The 22,568-nt window shown below is 71.5% G+C and carries 20 protein-coding genes; 11 read left to right on the forward strand and 9 right to left on the reverse strand.

The window, feature by feature from the left end; genetic code table 11:
* The first annotated feature begins 30 nt into the window (after window positions 1-30).
* From tatA to ABLM29_RS07015, 3 genes are read left to right on the forward strand one after another with little or no spacing between them, the layout of a single operon-like run.
* Window positions 31-276: a twin-arginine translocase TatA/TatE family subunit gene (tatA, locus tag ABLM29_RS07005; protein ID WP_349713299.1), complete on the forward strand. Its 246-nt coding sequence runs from the start codon at window positions 31-33 to the stop codon at window positions 274-276.
* On the forward strand, window positions 273-1,022 hold the full coding sequence (gene tatC / locus ABLM29_RS07010; protein WP_349713301.1) for a twin-arginine translocase subunit TatC: 750 nt from the start codon (window positions 273-275) through the stop codon (window positions 1,020-1,022). Before tatA ends, tatC begins: the two co-directional genes overlap by 4 nt.
* A complete protein-coding gene (locus ABLM29_RS07015) occupies window positions 1,010-1,525 on the forward strand; it encodes a Sec-independent protein translocase subunit TatA/TatB (protein WP_349713302.1) in 516 nt (171 codons plus the stop codon). Before tatC ends, ABLM29_RS07015 begins: the two co-directional genes overlap by 13 nt.
* Here the strand turns inward: ABLM29_RS07015 and dnaB are convergent.
* Window positions 1,519-2,937, reverse strand: a complete 1,419-nt coding sequence (gene dnaB / locus ABLM29_RS07020) for a replicative DNA helicase (RefSeq protein WP_349713303.1) — start codon at window positions 2,935-2,937, stop codon at window positions 1,519-1,521. The genes ABLM29_RS07015 and dnaB overlap by 7 nt on opposite strands.
* Before the next feature lie 539 nt (window positions 2,938-3,476).
* Between dnaB and ABLM29_RS07025 the strand changes: the two genes are divergently transcribed.
* Window positions 3,477-4,853, forward strand: a complete 1,377-nt coding sequence (locus tag ABLM29_RS07025; RefSeq protein ID WP_349713304.1) for an MATE family efflux transporter — start codon at window positions 3,477-3,479, stop codon at window positions 4,851-4,853.
* A gap of 190 nt (window positions 4,854-5,043) precedes the next feature.
* On the opposite strand, the gene rplI is transcribed toward ABLM29_RS07025, so the two are convergent.
* The 4 genes from rplI to rpsF all read right to left on the reverse strand — a co-directional run bounded on the left by rplI (window position 5,044) and on the right by rpsF (window position 6,849).
* A complete protein-coding gene (gene rplI / locus ABLM29_RS07030; protein ID WP_349713306.1) occupies window positions 5,044-5,490 on the reverse strand; it encodes a 50S ribosomal protein L9 in 447 nt (148 codons plus the stop codon).
* 27 nt (window positions 5,491-5,517) lie between these two features.
* Window positions 5,518-5,754 carry a 30S ribosomal protein S18 gene (gene rpsR, locus ABLM29_RS07035; protein ID WP_136592603.1) on the reverse strand — a complete coding sequence of 79 codons (237 nt, stop codon included), beginning with the start codon at window positions 5,752-5,754 and terminating at the stop codon, window positions 5,518-5,520.
* A 111-nt stretch (window positions 5,755-5,865) separates the two neighbouring features.
* On the reverse strand, window positions 5,866-6,438 hold the full coding sequence (locus tag ABLM29_RS07040; RefSeq protein WP_349713307.1) for a single-stranded DNA-binding protein: 573 nt from the start codon (window positions 6,436-6,438) through the stop codon (window positions 5,866-5,868).
* Between the two features lie 123 nt (window positions 6,439-6,561).
* Window positions 6,562-6,849 (reverse strand): 30S ribosomal protein S6, encoded by a 288-nt coding sequence (rpsF, locus tag ABLM29_RS07045; protein ID WP_349713308.1) that lies wholly within the window; start codon window positions 6,847-6,849, stop codon window positions 6,562-6,564.
* Window positions 6,850-7,052: 203 nt separating this feature from the next.
* Between rpsF and ABLM29_RS07050 the strand changes: the two genes are divergently transcribed.
* From ABLM29_RS07050 to ABLM29_RS07060, 3 genes are all read left to right on the forward strand, one after another.
* The gene (locus ABLM29_RS07050) at window positions 7,053-7,850 is read left to right on the forward strand and encodes a deoxyribonuclease IV (protein WP_349713309.1); all 798 of its coding nucleotides are present in this window, start codon (window positions 7,053-7,055) and stop codon (window positions 7,848-7,850) included.
* 93 nt (window positions 7,851-7,943) lie between these two features.
* Window positions 7,944-9,104 (forward strand): lipid II:glycine glycyltransferase FemX, encoded by a 1,161-nt coding sequence (locus ABLM29_RS07055; protein ID WP_349713310.1) that lies wholly within the window; start codon window positions 7,944-7,946, stop codon window positions 9,102-9,104.
* A 2-nt stretch (window positions 9,105-9,106) separates the two neighbouring features.
* Entirely contained in the window at window positions 9,107-10,177 is a 1,071-nt protein-coding gene (locus ABLM29_RS07060; RefSeq protein ID WP_349713311.1) for an alanine racemase, read from the forward strand.
* Window positions 10,178-10,227: 50 nt separating this feature from the next.
* On the opposite strand, the gene ABLM29_RS07065 is transcribed toward ABLM29_RS07060, so the two are convergent.
* Together ABLM29_RS07065 and ABLM29_RS07070 are read right to left on the reverse strand one after the other, a co-directional pair.
* The gene (locus tag ABLM29_RS07065) at window positions 10,228-11,652 is read right to left on the reverse strand and encodes a glycosyltransferase family 87 protein (protein ID WP_349713312.1); all 1,425 of its coding nucleotides are present in this window, start codon (window positions 11,650-11,652) and stop codon (window positions 10,228-10,230) included.
* A 26-nt stretch (window positions 11,653-11,678) separates the two neighbouring features.
* A complete protein-coding gene (locus ABLM29_RS07070; RefSeq protein ID WP_349713313.1) occupies window positions 11,679-13,991 on the reverse strand; it encodes a transglycosylase domain-containing protein in 2,313 nt (770 codons plus the stop codon).
* 194 nt (window positions 13,992-14,185) lie between these two features.
* Between ABLM29_RS07070 and ABLM29_RS07075 the strand changes: the two genes are divergently transcribed.
* Window positions 14,186-14,788: a PadR family transcriptional regulator gene (locus ABLM29_RS07075; protein WP_349713315.1), complete on the forward strand. Its 603-nt coding sequence runs from the start codon at window positions 14,186-14,188 to the stop codon at window positions 14,786-14,788.
* A gap of 80 nt (window positions 14,789-14,868) precedes the next feature.
* A complete protein-coding gene (locus ABLM29_RS07080; RefSeq protein WP_349713316.1) occupies window positions 14,869-15,951 on the forward strand; it encodes an inositol-3-phosphate synthase in 1,083 nt (360 codons plus the stop codon).
* A gap of 180 nt (window positions 15,952-16,131) precedes the next feature.
* Here the strand turns inward: ABLM29_RS07080 and ABLM29_RS07085 are convergent, their stop codons facing one another.
* Entirely contained in the window at window positions 16,132-16,614 is a 483-nt protein-coding gene (locus tag ABLM29_RS07085; RefSeq protein ID WP_349713317.1) for an SRPBCC family protein, read from the reverse strand.
* Window positions 16,615-16,742: 128 nt separating this feature from the next.
* Entirely contained in the window at window positions 16,743-18,161 is a 1,419-nt protein-coding gene (locus ABLM29_RS07090; protein WP_349713353.1) for a CCA tRNA nucleotidyltransferase, read from the reverse strand.
* A gap of 160 nt (window positions 18,162-18,321) precedes the next feature.
* Between ABLM29_RS07090 and ABLM29_RS07095 the strand changes: the two genes are divergently transcribed.
* Window positions 18,322-20,775 carry a DUF6049 family protein gene (locus ABLM29_RS07095; protein WP_349713318.1) on the forward strand — a complete coding sequence of 818 codons (2,454 nt, stop codon included), beginning with the start codon at window positions 18,322-18,324 and terminating at the stop codon, window positions 20,773-20,775.
* The gene (murJ, locus tag ABLM29_RS07100; protein ID WP_349713319.1) at window positions 20,772-22,496 is read left to right on the forward strand and encodes a murein biosynthesis integral membrane protein MurJ; all 1,725 of its coding nucleotides are present in this window, start codon (window positions 20,772-20,774) and stop codon (window positions 22,494-22,496) included. The genes ABLM29_RS07095 and murJ overlap by 4 nt, the downstream gene beginning before the upstream one ends.
* Window positions 22,497-22,568: the final 72 nt, after the last annotated feature.

Consider the following 22,568-nt stretch of genomic DNA (forward strand, 5'->3'; position numbering starts at 1 on the left):
ACCCCCTCCCCTCCCACCGAAGGACACGTCATGCTTCAGAACCTCTCCGGCTGGCACGCCCTCGTCATCCTGACGATCGTGCTGCTCGTCTTCGGCTCCGCCAAGCTGCCCACCCTCGCCAAGAGCGTGGGTGAGTCGATGCGCATCCTCAAGGACGAGACGCGCGACGGGAAGGCCGCGGACACGCCCACCCAGACCGCCACGCAGACGGCCACCCCGACCGTCACCCCGACCGTCCCCCCGACCGTCACCGACGCCGAGCGGCCGACGTCGTGACCGCCGCCACCGCCGCGCGGGGCACGATGCCCCTCGCCGGCCACCTGCGGGAGGCCCGCACGCGCGGGCTCCGCGCGGCGGTGGCACTCCTGCTCGGGGTCGTCGGGGGCTACCTGCTCTCCGACCAGATCCTCGACGTCCTCCGCTCCCCGATCGAGGAGCTCGCCCTGACCCGGGACGCGAGCCTCAACTACGACACCGTGACCGCGGCGTTCGACCTCAAGCTGCGGATCGCGATCGTCACCGGCGTCGTGCTCTCCAGCCCGGTCTGGCTGCTCGAGATCTTCGCCTTCGTCACGCCGGGCCTGACGGGCCGGGAGCGGCGCCACGCCCTCGGCTTCATGTCGGCCGCCGTGCCACTCTTCGCGGCCGGCTGCGCGTTCGGGTTCCTGCTCTTCCCGCACATGGTGCGGGTGCTGGCCGGCTTCTCCTCGGCCGAGGACACCACGATCCTGACCGCGACCTACTACGTCGACTTCGTGCTCAAGGTCGTGGTGGCCACCGGCGTCGCGTTCGTGCTGCCGGTCTTCGTGGTCGCCCTCAACTTCCTCGGCATCGTCTCGGCCGCGGCGCTGCGGAGGAGCTGGCGGATCATCGTCGTCGCCATCGTGCTGTTCAGCGCGCTGGTCACGCCGGCGGCCGACGTCATGTCCATGTTCTTCGTGGCCGCACCGATGTCGGCGCTCTTCGGCATCGCGCTCGCGATCACCCACGTCCACGACCGGAGGACCACGTGTTCGGACTGACCTTCGAGAAGCTCTTCCTGGTGGCCGTCATCGCCGGCGTCGTGATCGGGCCGACGCGACTCCCGGTCTACGCCCACCGGCTCGGGCAGCTCCTCCGCGACTTCCGCTCGTTCCTCGACGCCTCCCGCGCCCGGGCGGAGAGCGAGCTCGGCTCGTCCTTCTCCCGCGCCGACTGGGACGTCCTGGATCCCCGGCGCTACGACCCGCGCCGCATCGTGCGCGACGCCCTCGACGACGGCCCGGCGACCGAGGACCGACCTGCGACCGCGGACCCGGAGCGGGAAGCGCTGCTCCTCGAGGCGGCGGCAGCGGTCCGGCCCGGCCAGAAGTACCTGGTGGCCGGATCCGCCGCGCACCCCCGACGGATCCGCATCGACTCGCTGCCGCCCGACGACCCACGTCGGATCGCGGCGGAGCGGCCGGTCGAGGAGACGCCCACCGGCACCGATGCGTACGGCGCCGTCGCACCGGGCTCAGTGAGCCGGCTCGACCGGGCTCAGTGAGCCATGTCGACGAACCGGCTGTAGTGACCCTGGAAGGCCACGACGATGTCGCGGGTGGCGCCGTTGCGGTGCTTCGCGATGATCAGGTCGGCCTCGCCGGGGCGGGTCGACTCCTTCTCGTAGACGTCGTCACGGTGCAGCAGGATGACGATGTCGGCGTCCTGCTCGATCGAGCCGGACTCGCGCAGGTCGCTGGTCATCGGGCGCTTGTCGGCGCGCTGCTCGGAGCCACGGTTGAGCTGGGAGAGCGCGATGATCGGGACCTCGAGCTCCTTGGCCAGCAGCTTGATCTGCCGGGAGAACTCCGAGACCTCGACCTGGCGGGACTCGACCTTCTTGCCCGAGGTCAGCAGCTGGAGGTAGTCGAGCACGATCAGCTTCAGGTCGTGCTTCTGCTTGAGCCGGCGCGCCTTGGCCCGGATCTCGGTCAGCGTCATGCCGGGCGAGTCGTCGATGAACATCGGCGACGCGGAGACCTTCGAGACGTGGCGGGCGAGCCGCTCCCACTCCTCGGTGGTCATCTTGCCGTTGCGGATGTGGTTCAGCGGGATCCGTGCCTCGGCCGAGAGCAGGCGCATGGTGATCTCGGTGCGCGACATCTCCAGGCTGAAGAAGACCGACGCCATGTTGGCGCCGATCGAGGCCGCGCGGCAGAAGTCGAGGGCGAGCGTCGACTTACCGACCGCGGGACGGGCCGCGACGATGATCATCTGGCCGCCGTGGAACCCGTTGGTCAGGTCGTTGAGCTCGGCGAACCCGGTCGGGACGCCGTACATGCCGTCCTCGCGGTTCTCGATCGCCTCGATCTCGTCCAGGACGCTGTCCATGATGTCGCTCAGCGGGACGAAGTCCTCCGCCTTCCGGCGGTCGGTCACCGAGTAGATCTCGGCCTGCGCCTGGTTGACGATGCTGTCGACGTCGCCCTCGCCGGCATAGCTGAGCTGGACGACCTTGGTGCCCGCGTCGACGAGTCGGCGGAGCACGGCCTTCTCGCGGACGATGTCGGCGTAGAAGCCGGCGTTCGCCGCGATCGGCACGTTGGCCGCGAGGGTGTGCAGGTAGGGGGCGCCGCCGATCTTCTGCAGCTCGCCGCGGCGCTGGAGCTCGCCGGCGACGGTCACCATGTCCGCGGGCTCGCCGCGGCCGTAGAGGTCGAGGATCGCGTCGTGGATCGACTCGTGCGCGGGGCGGTAGTAGTCGACGCCGCGAAGCACCTCGACCACGTCGGCGATGGCGTCCTTGGAGATCAGCATCGCGCCGAGGACCGACTGCTCGGCGGCCATGTCCTGCGGCGGCGTGCGGTCGCCGGGGCGCTGCGGCGCCTGGCCGGGCTCGTAGGGCGCGGGTCCGTCCCCGAAGTCCTCCGGGGGCTCGTCCGTCCAGGGACGAGTTCCCGAGTCGGTGACGCTCATGGCAACCCTCCCTCTCCGCCCTCCGGGGGCATCTGCTGAACTAGCGACCTCTGAGTCGACTGCTGGCCGACGACGACGGCGGCGCCGGTGCTGGTGGCGGCCCGGCACGGGCCGGATCGTCCGCTACACAGCAGCCTGCACCCTAGGTCGGGCACAACCGTGGAAGCGAAACGCCGAGGGCGAAACTACGGTGGTCCGCAACACGAGGGGAAGGCACTTATCCACAGGGCCTGGGGATAACTACCGGGAACAGGTGGACGACACGCAGCGCGGGTGTGCACTGCCTGGGGACCCAGTTGTGGAAAGTGAGGGGATGCTGCCATGAATACCCCCGCTGACCTGCATGAACGCGTTTTCACACCTGTGGGGAAAGATTTGTCGGCTTCTCTTTGCAGTGTGATCCAGTTCACTTTCCGTCAAGATTTGTCGGATCGCCCGATCTTGGGCCAAAGGTCCCGGAAACGGGACTGTCCACAAGTCATCCACAGTTATCCACCGGTCCCGGGAGCGGTCTCCGCAGGACCCGGACGGCACCGTTGATGCGGCGCGACCAGCGACAACGGGCCGAGGACCGGGAGATCGCCCGGATCGCCGTGCCCGCGTTCCTCGCCCTCGTCGCCGAGCCGCTCTTCCTGCTCGGCGACGCCGCCGTCGTGGGCCACCTCGGGACCCGGGAGCTCGCCGGCCTGGGGATCGCCGCGACGGTGCTCCAGACCGCCGTCGGGCTGTGCGTCTTCCTCGCCTACGGCACCACGGCGGGCGTGGCCCGGCAGCTCGGCGCCGGCCGGCGGGCGGCAGCCCTGCGGCAGGGTGTCGACGGACTCTGGCTGGCCGTCGCGATCGGCGTCCCGGCCACCCTCCTGGTGGGCCTCGGCGCGGCGCCGTTGGTCGCGCTGTTCTCCCCGCCGGCCTCGGTCGCCGACCCCGCCGCCACCTACCTGCGCATCGCCGCGCTCGGGATCCCGCCGCTGCTGCTGATGCTGGCCGCCACCGGCGTGCTCCGCGGCCTGCAGGACACGCGGACCCCACTGGTCGTCGCGGTCGCCGCGAACGCGGTGAACCTGGCGCTCAACGTCGTCCTCGTCTTCGGCCTCGGGCCGGCCCCGCGCCTGGGGATCGCGGGCTCGGCGCTCGGATCGGTCCTCGCCCAGTCCGCCGGCGCCGCCGTCCTGGTCTGGATCGTCGCGCGCGCCGCGCGCCGCGAGGGGACCTCGCTGGGCCCGCGGCGGTCGGGCATCGCGGCGGCGGGCCGCGCCGGCGTACCGCTGCTGGTGCGGACGCTGACGCTGCGCGCCTCCCTCCTCGTCACCACGTACGCGGTCGTGCTGACCGCCGGCGGAGGCGCGGCTGGGGCGGTGCCGATCGCCACCCACCAGCTCGCCACGACGATCTGGACCTTCCTGGCGTTCGCGCTGGACGCCATCGCGATCGCCGCGCAGGCGATCACGGGCCGCTACCTGGGCGCCGGCGACGCGGCGGCGACCCGGGCGGTCACTGACCGGATGGTGCGCTGGGGCGTGGTCAGCGGGGTCGTCACCGGGCTGGGTCTGGCGGCGGTGTCGCCGTGGCTGGGCGCGCTGTTCACGCCCGACGCCGCGGTCCGCGACGCGCTGGTGCCGGTGCTGCTGGTCGCCGCCGTGGCGCAGCCGGTGGCCGGGGTGGTCTTCGTCCTCGACGGCGTGCTGATCGGCGCGGGCGACGGGCGGTACCTGGCGTTCGCGGGGGTGCTCGTCCTCGCCGCCTACGCCCCGGTGATGCTGGGGGTCGCCGCGCTGGGTGCCGGCCTGCCCGTGCTGTGGGTGGTCTTCTGCGCGCTGTTCATGGGCGGCAGGTTGGTGACGCTGGTGCACCGCTCACGGGGGTCGGCGTGGCTGGTGACCGGCTCGGACGACCCGAGCGGGCGGCGCGCGGCGTGACTGCCGTGTGACCCCACGCGCCACCCCCGTCCCACCGGACAGGGAGTTCTGTCACTTGTCAGGCAATGCAACGGCTGACAAGTGCGGGAATCACCGGTCGACCGGTGATTCCGACCGACCGGCGCCGACCCCGAAAAGCACCGACGGCCGGCCCCCATGGGACCGGCCGTCGAGTGGGTTCTGCGAATGATCAGGCGGGGATCACGTTGAGCGCGACCGCCGCGGAGACCTCGTCGTGCAGGCGCACCGACACCGCGTGGTTGCCCAGCGACTTGATCGGGGAGCCGAGGACGATGGTCCGCTTGTCGATCGACTCGCCGGCGACCTCGCCGAGCGCGTCGGCGATGACGGTGACGGTCACGGCGCCGAAGAGGCGGCCGCCCTGGCCGGCCTTGACCTTGACGTCGACCGGCTTGCCCTCGAGCTTGCCCTTGATGTCGGCCGCGTGGGCCTCGTCGCGGACGGCGCGCGCGGAGCGGGCCTTCTTGATCGCGTCGGCCTCGGCCTGCGCGCCCTTGCTCCAGGCGATGGCGTGGCCCTGCGGCAGCAGGTAGTTGCGGCCGTAGCCCGACTTGACCTCGACGATGTCGCCGGCAGAGCCGAGACCGTCGACCTCCTGGGTGAGGATGATCTTCATGTCAGTCTCTCCTTGTCTCGCGGGTGCTCAGCGGCCGCTGGACGTGTAGGGCAGCAGGGCCACCTCGCGGGCGTTCTTCACGGCCATCGCGATGTCACGCTGGTGCTGCACGCAGTTGCCGGTCACCCGACGGGCGCGGATCTTGCCGCGGTCGGAGATGAACTTCTTGAGCAGCGCGGTGTCCTTGTAGTCGACACCGGTCGCCTTCTCCTTGCAGAACTGGCAAACCTTCTTCTTCGGCTTGCGGACGACTGCCTTCGCCATTGTGGTGCTCCTCCTCAGAGCCCGGCCGCCTCAGTCACGAGCGACCGGAATGGTTGATGTGAATAGGTGAGGTGCGGGGCCGGCCGGACCGGCCACCGCTCCTCGCGTGGATCAGAAGGGGGGCTCGTCGTTGCCCACACCCGGCGTGGCCCACGGGTCGGCGGGCTGGCCGCCGCCACCGAAGTTGCCACCGCCGGACTGCTGGCCGCCGCCCCACGGGTCCTGGGCGGGAGCGCCGCCACCGGACTGCTGGCCGCCGCCGTAGCCGCCGCCACCGCCGGACTGCTGGCCGCCGCCGTAGCCGCCGCCACCGGACGAGCGTCCGGCACGGGCGACCTTGGCGGTCGCGTAGCGCAGCGACGGACCGACCTCTTCGACGTCGATCTCGAACGCGGTGCGCTTCTCGCCCTCGCGGGTCTCGTACTGCCGGGACTTCAGGCGCCCCTGCACGACGACGCGCATGCCCTTCTGGAGTGTCTCGGCCACGTTCTCGGCCATCTGACGCCAGACGGCGCAGGACAGGAACAGCGCCTCGCCGTCCTTCCACTCGTTCGACTGACGGTCGAACGTGCGGGGCGTGGACGCGATCCGGAAGTTCGCCACGGCCGCACCCGACGGGGTGAAGCGCAGCTCCGGGTCGTCGACCAGGTTGCCGACGACGGTGATGACTGTCTCGCCTGCCATGTTGTCTCCTCAGATGCCGGATCGTGCCGGGTCACGTGGGAAGCGTTCTTCCCCAGGTGTGCTCATCGTGTCGAACACCGCCGACATGAGCGACGGCGGGTCCGCCCGACGAGCGGGCCTCGTTCAGGAAACGGGGCGCAGCACCTTGGTCCGCAGCACGGCCTCGTTCAGACCCAGCTGGCGGTCGAACTCGTCGACGGTGGCCGGCTCGGCGGTGAGGGTGATGACGGCGTAGATGCCCTCAGCGTTCTTCTTGATCTCGTACGCGAGGCGACGACGTCCCCAGACGTCCACGTTGTCGACGGTGCCACCGTCGTTGCGGATCACGTTGAGGTACTTGTCGAGCGACGGCTGCACAGTGCGCTCGTCGAGGCTCGGGTCGAGGATGACCATGACTTCGTAAGCACGCAAAGCGGTCTCCACCTCCTCTGGACTCAGGCGGCCGTGGACTCTCCACGGCAGGAGGGCTTTGCTGTCGCGACTCCACCATCGGTGATGGAAGCGACAGGTCAGGCTAACAGCGCGGAGGGGCCGTCTCCCAATCGCTGCGCCCGGCCCCGTACGGCGCCGCGACCGCCCCGGGCGGCGTCGCCGCGCCCTCCTAGGCTGGCCCCATGAGCGAGCTCCGCATCGGCGCCCACGTCGACCAGACCGACCCGATCGCCGAGGCGTCGGCCCGCACCGCGCCGCTGGTGCAGTTCTTCCTGGGCAACCCGCAGTCCTACAAGGGGCCGGTGCTCGCCTACGAGGCCGGCGCGGAGGCGCTGCGCGCGGACGCCGAGGCGGCCGGCGTGGACCTGTACGTGCACGCGCCGTACCTGATCAACGTCGCCACCACGAACAACCGCCAGCGCATCCCGAGCCGCAAGCTGCTGCAGCAGCACATGGACGCTGCCGCCGAGATCGGCGCCAAGGGACTGATCGTGCACGGCGGCCACGTCACCGACGAGGACGACCCGGCCAAGGGCTTCGACAACTGGCGCAAGGCGATCGAAGCGACCGACATCAAGGTCCCGCTACTGATCGAGAACACCGCCGGCGGCACCAACGCGATGACCCGCCACCTGGACCGGATCGCGCGCGTGTGGGACGCGATCTCGGCGGCCGAGGGCTTCGAGATGGTCGGCTTCTGCCTGGACACCTGCCACGCCCACGCCGGCGGCAACGCGCTGGAGACGGTGGTCGAGGACGTCCGCGCCATCACCGGCCGGATCGACCTCGTGCACGCCAACGACAGCCGCGACGACTTCGACTCCGGCGCCGACCGGCACGCCAACTTCGGCGAGGGCCGGATCGACCCCGCGCTGCTCGCGCAGGTGATCACGGAGGCCGACGCCCCGGTGATCCTCGAGACCCCCGGCGGCGCCGCCGAGCACACCGCCGACGCGGCCTGGCTGCGCGAGCGCGTCTGACCGTCCCACGAGGCACAGATGTGCGTTCCACCCGCACCACGTGCCGGTGGAGCGCACATCAGGCCCCCGCAGGCCGCCCGATAGCCTCGTCCCATGCCGACCGAGCGCCCGACCGCACCGCGCCCGATCACCGTCCGAGCGATCACCGCGGAGGATCACGGCGCCTACCTGGCGACGCTCCCCTCGGCGAGCTTCCTGCAGACGCCCGGCTGGGCGGAGGTGAAGCCGGAGTGGCGCAGCGAGTCGCTGGGCTGGTTCGACGCCGACGGCACCCTCTGCGGCGCCGCGCTGGTGCTGCACCGCAGCCTGCCGAGGCTCAACCGGACGCTGGCCTACCTGCCCGAGGGCCCCGCCATCGACTGGTACGACGACAACCTCGGCGACTGGCTGGCGCCGATGGTCGCGCACCTCAAGTCCCAGGGCGCGTTCGCGGTCCGGATCGGCCCGCCGGTGGCGGTCAACCGGTGGAGCGCGGCCCAGGTCAAGGAGGGCATCGCCGACGCCGACGTACGGCTGCTGCGCCAGATCGCCCCGGCGGAGCGCTGCGCGACGGGCGCCCGGGTGCTGGCCCAGCTCGCCGAGCTCGGCTGGCGCCACCAGGGCGTCGAGGGCGGCTTCGCCGCCGGGCAGCCTGAGTTCGTGTTCCAGATCCCGCTGGTCGACGCCGAGGGCGACCGGCGCTCCGAGGACGACGTCCTCAAGGGGATGAACCAGCTGTGGCGGCGCAACATCAAGAAGGCCGCCAAGGAGGGCGTCGAGGTCACCCTCGGCTCCCGCGCCGACCTCGCGGCGTTCCACGAGCTCTACCGGCACACGGCGGAGCGCGACCACTTCACGCCGCGACCGGCGTCGTACTTCGAGACCATGCACGACGCGCTGACCGCCGAGGACCCGGAGCGGTTCAAGCTCTGGCTGGCCCGCCACGACGGCGACCTGGTCGCGGCGACGATCGCGATCCAGGTCGGCGAGCACGCCTGGTACTCCTACGGCGCCTCCTCGACGGAGAAGCGCGAGGTGCGTGGCTCCAACGCCGTGCAGTGGGCGATGATCCGCGACGCGCTCGCGCACGGCGCGACCGTCTACGACCTGCGTGGCATCACCGAGACCCTGGACGCCGAGGACTCCCACGTCGGGCTGATCCAGTTCAAGGTCGGCACCGGCGGCGAGGCGGTCCAGTACGCCGGCGAGTGGGACCTGCCGGTCAACCGGGCCCTGTACAAGGCGTTCGACCTCTACATGAAGCGGCGGGGCTGACGATGAGCCTGACACTGACCGTCGACGGTCCCCGCTGGCGCGCGCACCTGGAGCAGGTCGCGGACGCCCACCCCGGCCTGGTGCCGGTGGCCAAGGGCAACGGCTACGGGTTCGGGCTGGCCCGGCTCGCCCGCAAGGCGGAGTGGCTGCGCGAGCACGGCCACGACGTACCCGCCCTCGCGGTCGGCACCTACGAGGAGCTGCCCGAGGTCTCCTCGCGCTGGCACGGCGACCTGCTGGTGCTCACCCCGTGGCGGCCGTGGGTGACGCTGCCCGACGCGAGCCTCGGCAAGCGCCTGATCCACACCGTCAGCCGCCTGGAGGACCTCAAGGAGCTGCTCCACGCGGACCCGACCGCCCGCGTCGTGCTCGAGCGGATGACCAGCATGCGCCGCCACGGCATGTCCGCGCGCGAGCTGTGGGAGGCCGGCGAGCTGCTCCGCAAGCACCCCGGCGTCCGCGTCGAGGGGCTCGCGCTGCACCTGCCGCTGGCCGCGGGCAGCCACTACGGCGAGGTCACCCGCCTGATCACCGACGCCGTCGGCGCCGACCTGCCGGGCCTCTCCACGGTCTGGGTCAGCCACCTCACCGACGCCGAGCTGACCCGGCTGGCGAGCGAGTACGCCGACTTCACCATCCGCCCGCGGATCGGCACCGCCCTCTGGCTCGGCGACCGCGGCGCGCTGAAGGTGACCGCCACCGTGCTCGACGTGCACCCGGTGAGCCGGGGGGAGCTGTTCGGGTACCGGGGCCGCAGCGTCCCCAAGGACGGCCACCTGCTCGTGGTCAGCGGCGGCACCGCCCACGGCATCGGGCTCGAGGCACCGACCGGAGACCACTCGCTGAAGGCGCGCGCGGCCACGATCGCCCGCGGCGGCCTGGACGCGGCCGGGTTCGTGCGCTCGCCGTACTCCATCGACGGCAAGCAGCGCCTCTTCGCCGAGCCGCCCCACATGCAGGCCTCGATGCTCTTCCTGCCCGGCGGCGCCCACGTGCCGGCGGTCGGCGACGAGATCGACGTGCGGGTGCGCTACACCGCGACCGCGTTCGACCTGGTGGTCCTCACCGACTGAGCCGGCGCGCTCGCTCCGCCCGGGCGGCGGGTCGTGTGCCCCACGCCCCGCTATGCCGATGGCTCAGGCACACGACCCCGCTCAGGGCCGGCCTCGACCTCGGCCACGGTCGACGCCTTCACCGGGTCGTGCGCGGGCCGGTAGATGTCCCGCACGATGATCCCGACCAGGTAGAGCTGCCCGATCACGCGGATCACGATGCCCAGCCAGTAGAAGCCGGCGTCGCCACCGCCGGCGGGGGCGAGGTAGCTGCCGAGGTACCACCACACGGTGCAGAAGTAGAAGACCTCGCAGGCCTGCCAGACGATCTGGTCGCGCCAGCGGGGCCGGGCCATCACCGCCAGCGGCAGCAGCCACAGCACGTACTGCGGTGAGTAGACCTTGTTGACCAGCAGGAAGCCGACGACGATCAGGAAGCCGAGCTGCGCGAACCTCGGCTCCTCCGGCGCGAACATCCCGACCAGGAACACCCCGAGGCACCAGGCGCCGAACAGGATCCAGGACCAGAGGTTGATGGTGTGCGCCGAGAACCCGACGTCGCCGGCCTGGTCGACCAGCAGCCACAGCGACCCGAGGTCGGCCGCGCGGTCGGCGTTGAAGGACCAGAAGACCTTCCACTCCTCCGGCCCGCTCAGGTACGCCGGGAGGTTCACCGCCAGCCAGCTGATCGCGGCCGCGCCGATGGTCACCGCCAGCGCGCGCCAGCGGCGCCGGCGCAGGCAGATCACCAGCACCGCGCCGAGCAGGAAGAGCGGGTAGAGCTTGGCCGCGGTGCCGAGGCCGATCAGGATGCCGGTCAGCAGCGGCCGGTCCCGCGACCACGCCCACAGGGCGCCGGCGACCAGGGCGACCGCTATGAGGTCCCAGTTGATCAGCCCGGTGAGCAGCAGCGCGGGCGAGAGCGCGAAGGCGGCGGCGTCCCAGGGCCGCCCGCGATGGGTGCCGGCGAGCAGCCAGGTCGACAGCAGCGCGAGGGCGCCGAACCCGACCGCGTTGATGAGCACGAAGAGGTTCACCTCGCGCGACATCTCCGGCAGGCCCCACAGCTCGTCGACCGGGAGCCGGTAGCGCTCGGCCAGGTCGGGCGAGCCGTTCAGCCAGTGCGCCACCCAGGAGGTCCCCCAGGCCCAGTAGGAGATCCCGACCGGGTACTCCATCACCTCGTAGCGGTCGCGCGTCTCCGCGTCGTCCGTGTACGGCCACGCGTGCTCGGCCAGCCCCCGCGGGATGTACAGCGGACGCAGGTCCGTGTAACACATGTGGGAGTAGGTCCAGTTCTGGTCCTGCCCCTCGACGACCGAGCACGGCGCCTTCTGGATCAGCCCGAGGCTGAACACCACCGCCGTGAGCAGCAGCAGCACCCGGGTCGGCGTCCACCACCGGTGCCGCGTGCCGTGCTCGCCCATCGGCCCGCCGATGGACTCGCTCAGCCCGCGGACGACCGGGTCCTCGCGGCTCGGGTAGACCTGGGTCACGGGGAGGATGTTGCCACGGACGTCCGTCAGGGGCGGGCCGCTCCGGTGCGTGGTCCGCGGGTGGGCTCCGTCGTCGCGGTCGTCGCCGGCGTGGTCGGCGTCGTCGGCGGTGTGGTCGGCGCGGTCGTCGGCGGCTGCGTGGTCGGCGCCTCCGTCGTGGGCGGCTGCGTCGTCGGCGGCTCCGTGGTCGGCGGGGCCTCCGTGGTCGGCTCCTTCGACGGGGCCTCCGTGGTCGGCTCCTTCGACGGCTTCGGCTCCTTGGTCGGCTTCGGCTTCGGCGTCTTCGTCGGGAGCGGGTCGTGGCCCTCGGTCGGCGCGTCGCCGTCGACGTACGCCGGCTCGGGCAGGTCCTCGACCGGCTCGCCCTCGAGCAGGCGGTTCATCACCTCGACCCAGGTGTCCGCGGGGTAGGAGCCGCCGAAGTACGACGGCAGCCAGCCCTGGAGCTGCTCGTTGCCCTTGCCGCGGACGTACATGACCGCGGTCGCCATCTGCGGGGTGAAGCCGGAGAACCAGGCCGAGGAGACCTCGCCGAGGCCGTTGGTCGCGGTACCGGTCTTGGCGCCGGCGGGACGGTTGATCAGCTTCGCCTTCGCGGCGGTGCCGCCGGATGCCTCGACGGTCTCCTGCAGGGCGAAGGAGACGTCGGCGGCGATGTCCTCGGGCATGGCGCGGTGGGTGCTCACCTTGTGCTGGTAGCGCACCACGCCGTCGCGGTCGACGACCTTGTCGATGATGAAGGCGTCGGCCGCCACGCCCTTGTTGGCGATCGTCGCGTAGCCGTTGGCCATGTTGATCGGGCTGACGGTCTGGGAGCCCAGCGAGACGCCGGTGTTCGCGTTCAGGCCGGGGGTCGACGTCGGGAAGCCGTACGGGTCGTCGGCCGGCTCGGCCGGCGGGACGCCCATGGCGTTCGCCATGTCGATGATCTGCTGCGGGCCGTTCGACCCCATCGACAGCGTCATGTCGATGTAGGCCGTGTTCACCGAGTGCTCCGTGGCGGTGACCATCGTGATGTTGCTGCCGTAGTCGGAGTCGCCCTGGTTCTCCACGAAGGTGCCGTCGGGGAGCTCGTAGGGGGAGTTCCCGTCGAAGGTGTCCTTCAGCGAGAAGCCGGCCTTGATGCCGGCGGCGAGGGCGAAGGGCTTGAACGTCGAGCCGGCCTGGCCGCCCTCGATCGCCCAGTTGAGCTGCGAGTCGAGGAAGTCCTGGCCGGCGTAGATGCCGCGGACGGCGCCGGTGCCGGGCTCGACCGAGGCGACGCCGACGTGCAGCTCCTTGTCGGAGAACCCCTCCGGCCGGGCCGCCTTCACGCCCTCCTCGGCGGCCTTCATCGCCTTCGGGGTGAAGGTGGTGGTCACGTGCAGGCCGCCGCCGTTGATCTCGTCCTCGCTGAAGCCCATGTCGAGCAGCTCGGAACGGACCATGGAGAGCACGTGGCCCTTCTGGCCGCCGTACTGGCTGCTGCTGGCGATCTCGGGGAACTTCGGGAGCCGCTTCGAGGCCTTCTCGTACTGGCGCTCGGTGATGGTGTCCATCGCCAGCATGCCGCTGAGCGTGTACTGGTAGCGGTCCTTGAGGGCGCGCTTCGAGGCCTTGCCGTTCGCCGGGTCCAGGTTGTACGGGTTGTTGAGGACCGAGGCCAGCACGGCGGACTCGCGCAGGTTCAGGTCGGCGGCGTCCTTGCCGAAGTACGCCTGGCCGGCGGCCTGGATGCCGTAGGCGCCGCGGCCGAAGTAGATCGTGTTGAGGTAGCCCTCGAGCACGTCCTCCTTCGAGAGCTGGTTCTGCACCTTGAGCGAGAGGATCGCTTCCTTGACCTTCCGCTCCCAGGTGCGCTCCTGGGTGAGGTAGAGGATCTTCACGTACTGCTGGGTGATCGTGGAGGCGCCCTGGGTCGAACCGCCCTTGGCGTTGCTGAAGGCGGCGCGGAGGATGCCGCGCGGGTCGATGCCCTTGTCGGTCCAGAAGGTCCGGTTCTCCGAGGCGACGACCGCGTCCTTGATCGACTGCGGCATCTCGTCGTAGTCGATGGCGTCGCGGCGCTGGATCGCGAACTGACCGAGGTCCGTCTCGCCGTCGGCGTAGTAGACGTGGGTGGTCTCGGTGAGGAACTCGGCGTTCGCGCTCGGGATGTCGATCGAGCGGTAGGCGTAGATGAAGACGCCGACGCCGATCAGGCTGAGGACGAGGAAGGCGATCAGCCCCCACTTGGCGACCGAGCGGAGCCGGGTCTTCCAGGTCTTGGGGGTCGACTGCTTCTTCTTGCTGCTGGATCCGTTGGACCGCTTCGCGGTGCCGCCAGCGCTGCGCTTGCCTTCGGCCACGTCCTCGCTCATTCGCCCGGGGTCAGGTCAGGCGAACAGGGTCGAGCACGGTCTCCCTGTCGATCGCCGCAGATCAGGGTACGCATCCGAGGCAATCGCAGCCGCATCCTCGGGCAGGTCCGTCGTACCTGTCTCGCGCCACCCCTGGTTCACGCATGACCCATCGCGTGTTCACGTCACGCGGATATATCGCTACGATAGATCGCATGGCACGTCGCGGAGAGACCATCGAGCTCGCAGTCCTCGGGCTGCTGCATGAGGGTCCGATGCACGGCTACGAGCTCCGCAAGCGACTCAACCTGATGCTCGGTTGGGGCCGGTTGCTCTCCTACGGCTCGCTCTACCCGGCACTGAAGAAGATGCTCCGGGGCAACCTGATCGCGGAGGTGACGCCCGATCCGGGCACCGCCCCGGCGTCGCGTCGCCAGCGGATCGTCTACCAGGTGACGTCGAAGGGCACCGCGGAGTTCGAGCGCCTGATGTCCGAGGTCGGTCCTGCCGCCTGGGAGGACGACAACTTCGACATCCGCTTCCGGTTCTTCTCCTCCACCGACATGGAGATCCGTCTCCGCGTCCTGGAGGGGCGCCGCTCCCGGCTCCAGGAGCGACTCGACCGGGTGCAGCGCGATCTGGCGATGACCCAGAAGGAGGTCGACCGGTACGCCGCGGAGCTACAGCGCCACGGCGTGGAGTCGGTCGAACGAGAGGTTCGTTGGCTGTCGGACCTCATCAACGCCGAACGAGGGGTGCCGCCGGAGCCGGCGCCCCCTCCCGCCTCCCCGGCAGTGGAGCCGGTGAGGAACGACTGACAGCGACGAGATCCAAGTGCGAGAGAACCTCGCAGCACCGGACGCCTCCGGCGCCCGATCAATCCAAGAAAGGACTCCTCATGGGTTCGGTTCGAGTAGCCATCGCGGGCGTGGGCAACTGCGCCACCTCGCTGATCCAGGGTGTGCAGTACTACGGGGACGCGGACCCTGCCAGCACGGTCCCCGGCCTGATGCACGTCCAGTTCGGCGAGTACCACGTCGGTGACGTCGAGTTCGTCGCCGCGTTCGACGTCGACGACAAGAAGGTCGGCAAGGACCTCTCCGAGGCGATCAACGCCAGCGAGAACAACACCATCAAGATCTGCGACGTGCCGACCCTGGGCGTCGAGGTCCAGCGCGGCCCGACCCTCGACGGTCTGGGCAAGTACTACAGGGCCACGATCGAGGAGTCGGCCGCCGAGCCGGTCGACGTCGTCAAGGTCCTCAAGGACAACAACGTCGACGTCCTCGTCTCCTACCTCCCGGTGGGCTCCGAGGAGGCCGACAAGTTCTACGCGCAGTGCGCCATCGACGCGGGCGTCGCCTTCGTCAACGCCCTGCCGGTCTTCATCGCCTCCGACCCGGAGTGGGCCGCGAAGTTCGAGGCCGCGGGCGTGCCGATCGTCGGCGACGACATCAAGTCGCAGGTCGGCGCCACCATCACCCACCGCGTGATGGCGAAGCTGTTCGAGGACCGCGGCGTGACGCTGGACCGCACCTACCAGCTCAACGTCGGCGGCAACATGGACTTCAAGAACATGCTCGAGCGCGAGCGCCTGGAGTCCAAGAAGGTCTCCAAGACCCAGGCCGTGACGTCGAACCTGAACGGCCCGCTGGCCGGCAAGATCGACGACAAGAACGTCCACATCGGTCCCTCGGACTACGTGGCGTGGCTGGACGACCGCAAGTGGGCCTACGTGCGCCTCGAGGGCCGCGCGTTCGGTGACGTCCCGCTGAACCTGGAGTACAAGCTCGAGGTCTGGGACTCCCCGAACTCCGCCGGCATCATCATCGACGCCGTGCGCGCGGCGAAGATCGCCAAGGACCGCGGCCACGGCGGCCCGATCCTCCCGGCTGCGGCGTACCTGATGAAGTCCCCGCCGGTGCAGATGGAGGACACCGAGGGTCGCGCCAAGCTCGAGGCGTTCATCCGCGGCGAGTGACGCACGTCCTCGGGCCATGTGCCTGAGACAGCCGAAGGGCCGGTCCCCGTGGGGGCCGGCCCTTCGTCACTCCTGTCACAAGAATCACCGGTTGGCAGGTGATTCGGTCGCTTGACAGGCACTTCAACGCCCTGGAAGTGCAGGAATCACCGGTCAACCGGTGATTCCTGCACCCCGGCCTCACCCCTCAGCGTCGGCCTTGATCCGCTCCAGCGTCTGGCGCATCCCGGCACGCAGCTCGTCGGTGAACACGTCCTGGCCACCCAGCGCGGCCTTGGTCAGCCCCATCGACACCCCCGAGATCCCGTCCGGCGTCTCGCGGCGCTGGATCACCCGGGTGCCGGTGGCGGTGGGCTCGAGGGTGAAGGACCAGATCGTGCGGTTCTCGTTGATCCGGAAGCCGAACTCCCCCACGGAGTGCTCCGAGGGCGGCGTGAACCGGACGACCTTGCCGTTGGTCGGCCAGAACAGGTAGCCGCGGCGGTTGAGGTTGGTGAACTTCGCGCCCTGGCCGACCGCGCGACCCCACACCTTCGACCGGACCACCTGCGGGCTCCACCGCGCCATCCGCGGCAGGTCGGTGACCAGCGCCCACACCGTGGCGGGCGCGGCGTCGACGTCGACGGTGTCCTCGAGGAGCTCCTCGTAGGCGGTCTCGGGCATGGCGGGGCACCTCCGTGCTCGTGGTCGGCCCGGACGGGCCCTGGCTCGCCCCGACCGTACTCACCGGTAGCCACCCGCGCGGGCGAACCCCCGGAACAGCCGGACCCGCTCGTCCCGGCCGTACGCCGTCAGGCGTCCCGCTCGGCCCACCACGCGCGCAGGGCGGCGGTGGCCTCCTCCTCGCTCATCGGCCCGTTGTCCAGGCGCTGCTCGAGCAGGAAGTGGTAGGCCTCGCCGACGACGCGACCCGGCGGGATGCCGAGGATCTCCATGATCTGGTTGCCGTCGAGGTCGGGGCGGAGCGCGGCGAGCTCCTCGGCCTCGGCCAGGCGGGAGATCCGCGCCTCCAGCTCGTCGTAGGTACGGCGCAGCCGCTCCGCCTTCCGCTTGTTGCGGGTGGTGCAGTCGGCCCGCGTCAGCACGTGCAGCCGCTCCAGCTGGGCGCCGGCGTCGCGGACGTAGCGGCGGACCGCGGAGTCGGTCCACTCGCCGGTGCCGTAGCCGTGGAAGCGCAGGTGCAGCTCGACGAGCTGGCTGACCGCCTCGATCTCGTCGTTGGAGAACCGCAGCGCCTTCATCCGCTTGCGGGTCAGCTTGGCGCCGACCACGTCGTGGTGGTGGAAGGTGACCGTGCCGTCGTCGACGAACCGCCGGGTCTTCGGCTTCCCGACGTCGTGCATCAGCGCGGCGAACCGGGAGACGAAGTCGGGCCCACCTCCCTCGCTGAGCCGCGGCTCGAGGTCGATCGCCTGCTCCAGCACCGTCAGCGTGTGCTCGTAGACGTCCTTGTGCCGGTGGTGCTCGTCGCGCTCGAGCTTCAGCGCGGGCAGCTCGGGCAGCACCCGCGCGGCCAGCCCGGTCTCCACCAGCAGCTCCAGGCCGAGCCGCGGCGCCGGCGCGCAGATCAGCTTCACCAGCTCGTCGCGCACCCGCTCGGCGGAGATGATCTCGATCCGGTCCGCCATCGCGGTCATCGCCTCGACCACCTCCGGCGCGGGGGTGAAGCCGAGCTGGGCCGCGAACCGCGCCGCGCGCATCATCCGCAGCGGGTCGTCGGAGAAGGAGTCCTCGGGCCGGCCCGGTGTGCGCAGCACCCGGTGCGCGAGGTCCAGCAGGCCGCCGTACGGGTCCTCCAGCTCGCGGCCGGGCAGCCGGACCGCCATCGCGTTGACGGTGAAGTCGCGGCGGCCCAGGTCGCCGGCGAGCGTGTCGCCGTACTGCACGTCGGGCTTGCGGCTGTCGGGGTCGTAGGCCTCGGAGCGGTACGTCGTCACCTCGACGACCCAGTCGCCCTTGCGGCAGCCGATGGTGCCGAAGTCGCGACCCATGTCCCACCAGGCGTCGCCCCAGGCACGCAGGATCCTGTCGGTCACCTCCGGCCGGGCGGAGGTGGTGAAGTCGAGGTCGTTCGAGCGGCGGCCGAGCATCGCGTCGCGGACCGGGCCACCGACCAGCGCCAGCTCGTGGCCGGCCTCGGCGAAGCGGGCGCCGAGCTCGTCGATGACGGGGCCGATCCGGTCCAGCTCGGCGGCGACCGCCGACTGCACGTCGACCAGCCGCAGGGGTGCGGCGGCCTCGCCGGGGGCGGATGCTTCGATGCGGTCGCTCACGCGGGGAAAGTTTAGGGCGTGACCGCCGCCTCATCCCCATCGCGCGGGATCGGCCCGCCCTGCCGCCGAGGCGACCCGGCCCGACTACCCTCGTGCCGTGGTCCCCGGTCGGTCGTTCTCCCGTGCTGCCCTGGGCGCGTTGGCAGGGCTGCTGCTGGCGGCGACGGTGCCGGCCGCCGCGCAGGCCTCGCCCTCGCCCGGCGCCGGGAGCCCCGACCACTCCGCCGAGAGCACGACCGAGGCCGCGACCCAGGCCGCGGCCGAGGCCGCCGAGCGCCACCGTGCCGCGCGCCTCAGCCGGTCGGCCGAGCGTCGCCGCGAGCGCCGGAAGTACGACGCGCCGCTGCTGATCACCATCGACACGCTCTCCCCCGGCGTGCTGCCGCAGCGGGGACCGCTGACCATCAGCGGGACGATCACCAACCGCGACCTGGTCGCCTGGCACCAGGTCAACGTCTACCCGTACCTGAACTCCGACGACTGCCAGTCCGACGCCACCTGCCCCGGACCGATGGTGACCGCCGAGGAGCTCGCGGAGGCCGCCGCCACCGACCCGACCACGCCGGTGGGCGAGCGGCTGATCGACCCGGCGGTCACCGAGCGGATCCGGCGGCTGGGCCCGGGCGAGACGTCGACGTTCACGATCACGGTGCCGCAGGCGGTGCTCCGCTCCGAGCTCGGCGACCCCACCCCGGGTGTCTACTGGTTCGGCGTGCAGGCCTCCGGCGAGAGCCGGACGACGCCGCGCGACGAGTTCGCCGACGGCCGGGCGCGCACGTTCCTGCCCTACCTCCCGGCGGGGTACGACGACGCGGGCGTCGACGCCGCGGTGGTCGCGCCCCTGCGGGCCCCGGTCAGCCACAAGTCGGACGGCTCGCTGGCGAGGGTGGGCCGCTGGGAGCGCCAGCTCTCGGTCTCCGGCTCGCTGGGCGGCATGCTCGCGTTCGGCGCGGAGTCGGGGGCGCAGCCGGTGACCTGGCTGGTCGATCCCGCCGTCCCGGACGCGGTGCGCGCGCTCGCCCGGGGCAACCAGCCGCGCACGCTCGTCTCCGAGCCCGTGGAGGACGGCGAGGCGACCGGTGAGGGCGGCGAGGACACCGGGACCGGGTCCGACGAGGAGCAGGAGACCCCGCAGGAGGTCGAGCCCGCGGTCGCCAGCGCGCAGCCGTGGCTGGACCAGGCCCGTCCCCTGCTGGCGGCGCAGGAGGTGCTCGCCCTGCCGTACGGCGACCCCGACCTCTCCGGGGCGGCCGACGCCCTGGCCGACCTCTACACGCTGGCCCGGGAGCGGCCGAGCGACGTGCTGACGGACTGGCGCACCGCGGTCAACCCGGCCGTCACGTCGCCGAACGGCTTCGTCTCACCCGCGGCGATCGACGGGGTCAGCGACGCGGCGGTGCTGCTGCTGACGGACCGGATGTTCCGTGACGACGAGTACCCCGACGGCCCGCCGGCGGCCGGCGAGGTGGGCGAGGCCGCCGTCGCGGTGACCACCGCGGCCGCCGCCGCGGGTGGCCCCGGGCCCAACCGGCGCCTGGCCCCGGTGGCCGTGCGCCAGCGGCTGCTCAGCGAGGCGGCGCTGCGGCTGATCGACGCCGCGGCCACCGACACCACCGACACCACCGACACCACCGACACCGACACCGACGCCCAGGGCGCGGCGCCGCTGGTGCTGGTCCTACCCACCGGGATCGACCCCGCCGGGGCCTCGCAGTTCTGGACCGGCCTGGACGTGCTGTGGCTGAACCTGACCACGGTCGGCGCGATCGTCGCGGGGGACCGCGACCCGGTCGACACCGACACCCTGAACTACCCGGCGCGTCAGGCGGCGCTGGAGACCCCGGTGGCCGTCTTCGGCGAGGTGAACCGGCTGATGGCGGCCGGCACCACCCTGCAGAACGTGCTGGGTGACGGGGCGACCGTCGCGGACTCCGTGACCGCGGAGGCGCTCGCCGGCGCGTCGTACGCGCTGCGCGGCGACCGGCGGGCCGCCGCGCGGCTCGCGGCCTCCCGGGCGTGGCTTTCCAAGCGGCTCGAGTCGGTCGAGATCAGCGCGCCGCCCGGGGTCACGCTCTCCAGCTCGTCGGGCAGCTTCTCGGTCACCGTCAGCAACACCCTCGACGTACCGGTGACCGTCCAGGTCGTCGCCGAGGACGACAACGGCGCCGGGATCGACCCCTCGGGCCCGATCGAGCTGGGCCCGGAGAGCCGCACCTCGGTGTCGCTGCAGGCCCACACCACGGTCCCGGGCGTGCACAACATCCGGCTCAACCTCACCGACGTCGACGGCAACCCGATCGGCTCCTCCGACGTGGTCCCGGTCCGCTCCGGCGGCGTGAGCACGGTGATCTGGGTCTTCATCGGCGCCGGGGTGGGGATCCTGATGCTCGCCATCGTCATCCGGCTCTACCGCCGGATCCGGTCCCGGTCGCGGCGCGCCACGGCCCCCGGGGCCGACCCCGCGGATCCCGCCGGCGCGGAGGCCCCCGCCGAGCCGACCCCCGGCGACAGCGACGAGGCCACCGGCCGGAAGGCGGAGACCACCCCGTGACCGACGAGTCCGTGACCGGGTCCTCCCACGAGGACCCGCGCCCGCAGCCGCCGGCCGACAACCAGCGCGCGATCCTGACCAACAGCGCGGTGATGGCCGCCGGCACCGTCGTCTCCCGGTTCAGCGGCTTCATCCGGTCCACCCTGCTGGCCGCGGCGCTCGGCATCGGCCTGCACGCCGACATCTTCACGATCGCCAACACGCTGCCGAACATGCTCTACATCCTGCTGGCCGGCGGCGTCTTCAACGCCGTGCTGGTCCCGCAGCTGGTGCGGTCCATGAAGAACGACGCGGACGCCGGCGCGGCGTACGTCGACCGCGTGATCACCCTCGCCGCGCTCTTCCTCGGCACCGTGACGGTCGTGCTCGTCGCGGCCGCGCCGCAGGTCATGGACATCATGCTCAACAGCCGGTACGACGACCCGGCGCTGGCCGAGCAGCGGCAGTCGGCGATCGACTTCGCCCGCTACTGCCTGCCGCAGGTCTTCTTCTACGGGATGTTCGTGCTGGTCGGCCAGGTGCTCAACGCCCGCGGCCGGTTCGGGCCGATGATGTGGGCCCCGATCGCGAACAACGTGATCTCGGTGGCGGTGCTGATCACCTACCTGATCGCGTTCGGCCCGGCCTCGGCTGCGCAGCAGTCCGCGGCGTTCACCCCGGGCCAGGAGGCGCTGCTCGGCATCGGCTCGACGGCCGGCATCGCGGCGCAGTTCCTGATCCTGGTGCCCTACCTGTGGGCGGCGGGCGTCCGCTACCGGCCGCGCTTCGACTTCCGCGGCGTGGGCCTGCGGCAGACGTTCCGCCTCGGGATGTGGACCGTCCTGTTCGTGGTGGTCAACCAGCTGGCGTACGTCGTCGTGGTGCGCCTGGCCTCGGGCGGTACCGCCGCCGCGACCGACGGCACCGGCATCACGATCTACACCAACGCGATGCTCGTGGTGATGGTCCCGCACTCGATCATCACGGTCTCGCTGGCCACGGCGATCCTGCCCCGGCTCTCGGCGTCGGCCGCCAACCAGGACATGCCCGCGCTGGCGAGCACGCTGGGCACCACGATGCGCACCGCGCTGGCGGTGATCGTGCCGTTCGCCGCGCTGTTGCCGGCGATCGCGCTCCCCCTGGCGCAGGTGATCTGGGGCCACGGCGCGACCGCGGACACCTACGACCGACTCGAGCTCCCGCTGGCGCTGTTCGGCAGCGGCGTCGTGCTGTTCACGATCCACTACCTGGTGCTGCGCGGCTTCTACGCCCTGGAGCGCAACAAGCTGGTCTTCTGGGTGCAGTGCGTGATCGCCGGCACCAACATCGCCACCGCGATCGCCCTGGTCGGCCTGGTCGACCCCGGCTACACCACCCCGGCGCTGATCCTGGCCTACACCGCGGCGTACGGCGTGGGCGCGACCCTGTCGAGCCTGCTGCTCGTCCGGCTCCTGCGCCGCGGTGGGCTGGCCGCGGGCGGCGCGGGCCGGTGGCTCGGGTTCGCCGGCCGGCTGGCGGTCGGCGCCGCCGGGGTGGTCGTCGTGTCGGTGCTGCTGCGGATCCTGGTCGTCGACGTCGTCGAGGCGTTCGTCGCGGACCCGGGCTGGATCCTCGCCGCGGTCGAGGTCGCGGTCGTCACCGCGGGCACCGCCGGCTTCTTCCTCGGGGCCGCGCGCGTGCTCGGCCTGAGCGAGGTCACCTCGGTCGTCGGGCTCGTCCTGGCGCGGGTTCGCCGGGGCTGACCACGCCGGGGCGCCACGCGGCCTACGATGGCCGTGATCAGAGAGGACTGGTGTGGCGACAGCGACGCGACC

The sequence above is a fragment of the Nocardioides sp. YIM 152588 genome, from assembly GCF_040191335.1.
In the GTDB taxonomy this organism is placed as follows: Bacteria; Actinomycetota; Actinomycetes; order Propionibacteriales; family Nocardioidaceae; genus Nocardioides.

Excerpts from the sequence above, each read along its gene's own strand:
- ABLM29_RS07080 (WP_349713316.1), top strand. The coding sequence starts at position 14,869 with ATGGGTTCGGTTCGAGTAGCCATCGCGGGCGTGGGCAACTGCGCCACC.
- ABLM29_RS07070 (WP_349713313.1), bottom strand. The coding sequence starts at position 13,991 with ATGAGCGAGGACGTGGCCGAAGGCAAGCGCAGCGCTGGCGGCACCGCG.
- ABLM29_RS07055 (WP_349713310.1), top strand. The coding sequence starts at position 7,944 with ATGCCGACCGAGCGCCCGACCGCACCGCGCCCGATCACCGTCCGAGCG.
- ABLM29_RS07050 (WP_349713309.1), top strand. The coding sequence starts at position 7,053 with ATGAGCGAGCTCCGCATCGGCGCCCACGTCGACCAGACCGACCCGATC.
- ABLM29_RS07075 (WP_349713315.1), top strand. The coding sequence starts at position 14,186 with ATGGCACGTCGCGGAGAGACCATCGAGCTCGCAGTCCTCGGGCTGCTG.
- ABLM29_RS07040 (WP_349713307.1), bottom strand. The coding sequence starts at position 6,438 with ATGGCAGGCGAGACAGTCATCACCGTCGTCGGCAACCTGGTCGACGAC.
- rplI (WP_349713306.1), bottom strand. The coding sequence starts at position 5,490 with ATGAAGATCATCCTCACCCAGGAGGTCGACGGTCTCGGCTCTGCCGGC.
- ABLM29_RS07060 (WP_349713311.1), top strand. The coding sequence starts at position 9,107 with ATGAGCCTGACACTGACCGTCGACGGTCCCCGCTGGCGCGCGCACCTG.
- ABLM29_RS07025 (WP_349713304.1), top strand. The coding sequence starts at position 3,477 with ATGCGGCGCGACCAGCGACAACGGGCCGAGGACCGGGAGATCGCCCGG.
- ABLM29_RS07085 (WP_349713317.1), bottom strand. The coding sequence starts at position 16,614 with ATGCCCGAGACCGCCTACGAGGAGCTCCTCGAGGACACCGTCGACGTC.
- tatA (WP_349713299.1), top strand. The coding sequence starts at position 31 with ATGCTTCAGAACCTCTCCGGCTGGCACGCCCTCGTCATCCTGACGATC.
- rpsR (WP_136592603.1), bottom strand. The coding sequence starts at position 5,754 with ATGGCGAAGGCAGTCGTCCGCAAGCCGAAGAAGAAGGTTTGCCAGTTC.
- dnaB (WP_349713303.1), bottom strand. The coding sequence starts at position 2,937 with ATGAGCGTCACCGACTCGGGAACTCGTCCCTGGACGGACGAGCCCCCG.